The sequence below is a fragment of the Ornithinimicrobium sp. genome, from assembly GCF_035267225.1.
Lineage (GTDB): Bacteria > Actinomycetota > Actinomycetes > Actinomycetales > Dermatophilaceae > Ornithinicoccus.
On sequence record NZ_DATFMA010000039.1, the window covers coordinates 1 to 5,850 of the forward strand.

Annotated in this window: 4 protein-coding genes; all 4 read right to left on the minus strand. The window is 71.7% G+C overall.

Going from position 1 to position 5,850, the window contains the following annotated elements; translation table 11 throughout:
• Positions 1 to 175: 175 nt before the first annotated feature.
• Positions 176 to 1,045 carry a zinc metalloprotease HtpX gene (htpX, locus tag VJ976_RS02525; RefSeq protein ID WP_324098536.1) on the minus strand — a complete coding sequence of 290 codons (870 nt, stop codon included), beginning with the start codon at positions 1,043 to 1,045 and terminating at the stop codon, positions 176 to 178.
• 83 nt (positions 1,046 to 1,128) lie between these two features.
• Positions 1,129 to 2,601, minus strand: a complete 1,473-nt coding sequence (locus VJ976_RS02530; protein ID WP_324098537.1) for an NADH-quinone oxidoreductase subunit N — start codon at positions 2,599 to 2,601, stop codon at positions 1,129 to 1,131.
• A complete protein-coding gene (locus VJ976_RS02535; protein WP_324098538.1) occupies positions 2,598 to 4,154 on the minus strand; it encodes an NADH-quinone oxidoreductase subunit M in 1,557 nt (518 codons plus the stop codon). The genes VJ976_RS02530 and VJ976_RS02535 overlap by 4 nt, the downstream gene beginning before the upstream one ends.
• Positions 4,151 to 5,850, minus strand: a 1,700-nt coding sequence (locus tag VJ976_RS02540) for an NADH-quinone oxidoreductase subunit L (RefSeq protein WP_324098539.1), incomplete at its 5' end; no start/stop codon positions are given. The genes VJ976_RS02540 and VJ976_RS02535, both read right to left, overlap by 4 nt.

The window sequence follows — 5,850 nt, forward strand, 5'->3', positions numbered from 1 at the left end:
GTCCCCACGTCGACGCCCGCGAGAAGTGTGCCCACCGTGAACCCTCCCGATTGCATTTATTAGCATTCAGTTGGTTTTTGTTGTACTTCTGGGGCGCGTCTGTGTCAAGACCAGCCGCGGTGAGTGATGCGCGTGGGTGGGTCGGGCGCTGTTACGAAGGTGGGGTGGCCCGAGGTCAGTAGTGCGTCGGGCCCCCGGCCATCGCTTCCAGCCGCGCGATGCGGTCCTGCATCGGCGGGTGGGTCGCGAACAGGCTCTTCACATCACCGGCGCGGAACGGGTTGGCGATCATCATGTGTGCGGCGTTCTGCAGCTTCGGCTCCGGGGCCAGAGGAGCGGCGGCCGTGCCCCGCTCCAGCTTGGCCAGGGCCGAGGCCAGGGCCAAGGGGTCGCCGGTCAGCGCGGCTCCGTCCTCGTCGGCGTCGTACTCGCGGGTGCGGCTGATCGCCAGCTGGATGACCGTCGCCGCGAACGGGGCCAGCAGGGCCATCGCCAGCAACGCGATCGGGTTCCCTCCGTTCTCGCGGTTCCCGCCCAGGACCGACATGAACATGGTCATCTGGGCGACCGAGGTGATCACCCCCGCGATCGCACCCGCAACCGAGGAGGTGAGGATGTCGCGGTTGTAGACGTGCATGAGCTCGTGGCCGAGCACCCCGCGCAGCTCGCGCTCGTTCAACAGCCCCAGGATGCCTTCGGTGCAGCAGACCGCAGAGTTCTCCGGGTTGCGCCCGGTGGCGAAGGCGTTCGGCGCCGCGGTCGGACTGACATACAGCCGCGGCATCGGCTTGCCCGCGCGCGAGGACAGCTCGCGCACGATGCGGTACATCTCCGGCTGCTGCTGCTCGGTGACCGGGTAGGCACGCATCGCCTTGATGGCCAGCTTGTCCGAGTTCCAGTACCCGTAGGCAGTCATGGCCACACCCACCAGGGCGAACACCCAGATGAAGCGGCCACCGCCGATGACCGCGCCCATGCCCAGCAGGACCGCGAAGATGCCACCGAAGAGAAACGCGGTCTTCAGACCGTTGTAGTGCCGATGCATACCGGTGGAACGCTCTGCCCTCGCGGCGTGTTCCGGCTCCTCGAGGCGTTGCCGGGCTGCTCGACGCGAGAGCTCCCGGGCTGTCAGAACAGTCCGACGGGCGCGATGCTGGTCCACACCAGCGCGGCCGTCAGCACGCCGACGACAGCGGCGGACGCCCGCGGCACCGGGCCGGCGTCGACCGGGGGCGCGGCCGCTTCGCTGAGCGCGTCCTGGCGGGGGCGGCGTCGAGCCAGCACGGCGACCCACCGCAGATACACGGCGACGCCCAGGGCCACGTTCGCGGCCGCGACCACCGCCAGCCACCACAGCCCCTCACCCGCCACCGGGCGGATCACCACGACCTTGGCGAACAGGCCCACGACGGCCGGGGGCAGCCCGGCCAGCGTGAGCAGCCCGAAGCCCAGCGGCAGCGCGAGGAAAGGGTGGTCGTGCAGCAGGTGCGCGTGGTCGCGCAGCCTGGTCCCTCGCTGGCGGGCGACGATGATGACGACGGCGAAGACCAGCAGCGTCGCCACCGCGTACACCGCGAGGTAGCCACCGGCAGCGCGGGCGGCGCGGGAGGACAGCGTGGCCAACGGCAGCAGCACCCATCCCGCCTGGGCCACGCTCGACCAGGCCAGCAGCGCCACGAGGTCGTGCTGGCGCAATGCGACGGCGTTGCCCACCGTCATGCTCAGGGCCGCCAGGACCGCGACGGCCAGCAGGCTGGCCTGGCTCGCCTGACTCGACAGCGCTTGCACCAGCACGATGATGCCGCCCAACGCCGCCACCTTGGACGTGGTGGCCAGGTACACCGTGACCGGCAGCGCGGCCCCGCGGTAGGTCAGTGGCGTCCAGGCGTGGAAGGGCACGGCGCTGAGCTTGAAGGCCAGGCCCGACAGCGCGAAGACTCCCGCCAACAGCAGCACCACGCCGCTCGCCCCCCCGGCGGCAGCCTGCTGCGTGCTGCTCGCCGACAGCACAGCGCTCCCGGTGGCCAGCGTCCACAGCGCGGCACCCAGCACCAGCAGGGCGAACGAGACCAGGGAGGTCGTGAGCAGCGCCACGGCTCCGTCCACCGCGCGGGGGACCCGGGCCGCCCGGTGCTCCAGAGCGACCAGAGCCACCGAGGGCAAGGTCGCCAGCTCCATGGCGACCACCAGCGAGGCCCAGTCGCCGGCCGCGGGCACCGCCACGACGCCCGCGGTGGCGCCCAGCAGCAGCGCGGCCAGGACGGCGGTGCGGCCTCCGGAGCCCACGATCCAGTCGGGCCAGGCCAGCACCACCACGACCGCCGAGGCGATGAGGGCCACCAGCTGCAGCCCGGAGGTGAGCGAACCGGCCTCGTACAGGCACTGACCGTCAGGCAGACACAACGCGCGCTGGGTGGGCCCAGTGCCACCCGTCAGGCCGGGGACCGTCGTCCCTGCCCCCGCCACGATGCCGGCCAGCACCACCCACAGGTGGGCCGCCCGGGCGGCCGGCGTGAGGACGTCCAGCACCAGGACCCCGACCGCAGCGAGAGCCGGCGCGAGGACGGGCCACATCGCCATGAGGTTGAGCTCGGTGCTCATGGTCCGGCACCTCCGGAGGCCAGCAGGGCCTGCACCGCGGGTGCGGTGACGTCCAGCACCACGACGGGGTAGACCCCCAGGCCGACGATGACGACGACGAAAGCAGTCAGCAGCACCCGCTCCCTTGCGGTCGCGTCGGGCACCCGGGGGCTGGTGCGCTCCCCCGACCAGACCTCTCGCAGCACCCGCACCGCGTACGCCGCGGCGATGGCGGCACCGATCGCCGCCAGCACGGCGAAGGCACGGAACCACCCCTCGTGCCGGTCCGGCGCGGGCACCCACGCCGCGTAGATCGCCCCGAACTCGCCCCAGAACCCCGCCAGCCCCGGCAGGCCCATCGACGCGGCCATCCCCACGACGAGCCCCGTTCCGAGCGCCGGTGCGCTCTCCCGGACCGCGGCGCGGGCGGTGGAGAGGTCGGTGGCCCCCCATCGTTGCTTCAACGCGCCGACGACCACGAAGAGCAGGGCCGAGATCACCCCGTGGGCCACGTTGCCGAACAGCGCCGCCTGCATCCCGGTCTCGGTGCCGGCCGCCAGACCCAGCACCACGAAGCCCAGGTGGGCGATGGAGGACCAGGCGATGAGGCGCTTGAGGTCGGTCTCCGCCAGGGCGGCCAGGCCGGCCCAGATGATGCCGACCACGGCGCACCCCGCCATGGTGGGCGCCACCGCCTGGAAACCCTGGGGCACGCCGGGGATCACCAGCCGCACGATGCCGTAGGTGCCCATCTTCAGCAGCACCGCCGCCAGCAGCACCGAGCCGGCGGTCGGGGCGGTGGTGTGCACCCACGGCAGCCAGGTGTGCAACGGCCAGATCGGTACCTTCAGCCCGAGACCGACCACCAACAGGACTGCAGCGGCCAGCGCGTGGCCATCGCTCAGGGCGGCACCGCCCTGAGCCGCCCACTGGTCGAGGTCGGTGGTGCCCGTCGCGGTCGCCACGACGAGGATGCCGACCAGCATGAGCGTGGAACCCGTGGCCGTGACCAGCAGGAAACGAAGCGCGGCACCCTCACGCTGCGCGGCCGCCGACGAGTCGCCGTGACGCGAGATCAGAACCCACATCGGCAGCAGCACCAGCTCGAAGCCCACGAAGAAGACCAGCGCGTCGCGAGAAAGGAAGGTCACCAAGGCGCCGAAGCCCACCAGCAACAGACACCCGTAGTAGGTCGAGACGCCCTTCTGCGCGGGTTGGGGACCCAGTGGGGCCGTCGGGGCAGGTTCACCGGGGTCGACCTCGGCCAGGGGAGGCAACGTCACCACCACCAGCAGGACGCCGGCGGTCAACAGGACCAGGGGGGCGCTGATCCCGTCCACCGCCAGGTCCAGTCGAACGCCGAGCGACTGCACCCACGGCACGTCGATCTCCGGACGCTCACGCACCACCATGACGGCACTGGCCGCGCTCACCAGGGCCGCGGCCCGGGCCAGCGCCTTGATGCTCCGCTCGCGCCATCCCTCCCCGACGCGGTCGGCCACCCAGAGCATGGCGGTGGCCACCAGCAACGGCACGAGGGTGCTGACCAGCAGCCAAGGTCCTGCCTGGCTCATCGCAGCAGCACTCCCAACAGGGCGAGCACGAGCAGTCCCGTCAGCACCAGGACCAGGGCCGGACCGGGCCGGACCGGGGTCAGTCGATGACCGCCGGCTCCGATGAACCCCGGGGCCATCCCGACGGCGCGGACGTAGGCGTCGAGCACCGTGGTGTCGAGCCAGAGCACTCCACGGGCCAGCCGTAGTACGGGGCGCACCATCACGACGTCGTAGGCCCTGTCGAACCCGCCACCCCGCTCGGCCCAGAGCCGCAGCGAGGCCGGCAGCCGGGCTGCGGCATCCCGTGAGCGCACGCCGCGCGAGGCGGCCCAGACCGCCACGGCGGCGGCCGCCATGAGCCCCAGCGAGACCAGCAGCACCGGCAGGTTGAAGGTCAGCTCGATGTCGACCAGCGCCGTGAAGGGCAGGACGCCGCCCACCAGTGTCAACAGGGTCAGCACGGTGATCCCGCTGCGCGCCGTGGAGGAGATCGCCGACTCCGCCTCCTCCACCCCGATGGCCTCGGCCAGGACGTGCGGGTCGGCGAAGAAGTCATCGATCTGCTTCGCCGACCCCCCGGGGGGTCCGGCCGCCACCAAGGCGGTCTTGCGGTCCACGATCAGCCAAGCGCGCATGCAGTAGGCCGCGGTCAGCGGGGCACTGGCGCCTACCGCCGCCAGGACCACCACCGCCGAGGCGCCGACACCCGCCTGAGCCCCCTCCTCCGCCGCGGACAAGATGAGCTCCTTGGAGACGAACCCGACGAAGGGCGGCACTCCGGCCAGAGCGAGCAGCCCGAAGGCCAGGGGCCGCCGGACCGAGCGGTAGCGGCGGGCGCCGGAGGCCACGTAGGCCACCACCGTGCCGCCACAGAGCACGGCCAGCCACCCGATGGTCAGGAACAGCAGCGCCTTGAAGAACGCGTGCGACATCAGGTGCACCAACGCGGTGTCCGGTCCCGCAGCCGGCGGGGTGGCGCTCAGGGCCGCCAGCATGAGGGCGACCTGCGAGACGGTGGACCACGCGAGGAGGCGCTTGAGGTCGGGTTGTGCGAAGGCCATCAAGGCGGCCGCCAGGATGCTCACCGAGGCCAGCAGGGCCAGCATCAGCCGCGCCGGGTCGCTCGCGTGCAGCAGCGGGAACATCTGCGCCAGCACGACCGTCCCGGCCGCGACCATGGTGGCGGCGTGGATCAGGGCCGAGGCCGGGGTCGGCCCCTCCATCGCGTCGGGAAGCCAGTCCTGGAACGGGAAGAGAGCGGACTTGCCGGCCACCCCGATGATGAGCAGAACGAGCGCCGAAGTGAGGGGCAGTCCGGGCCGGGTCTGCCAGTGTTCGACGATGGCCTCGATCGAGGTGCTGCGCGCCCCGGCGGCCAGGGCGATGATGCCCAGCACGAAGCCGATGTCCGCGACGCGGGTGACCAGGAGGGCCTTGGAAGCCGCCCGGCGTGCCGTGGCCTTGGCGCTGAAGTGACCGATGAGCAGGAACGAGCACCAGCCCATCACCTCCCAGCCCACGAGGGTGAGCACGACATCGCCGGAGTGGACCACCAGCATCATCGCCGCGGTGAACAGAGCGATGGTGGACGCGAACTGGCGGTACCGGGGGTCGTACCACAGGTACCACCGGGCGAAGGTCTGCACTACCAGTGACACCAGGGCCACCACCAGCGACGTCAGTGCCAGGGCCGAGCCCACCGAGAGCTGCAGCG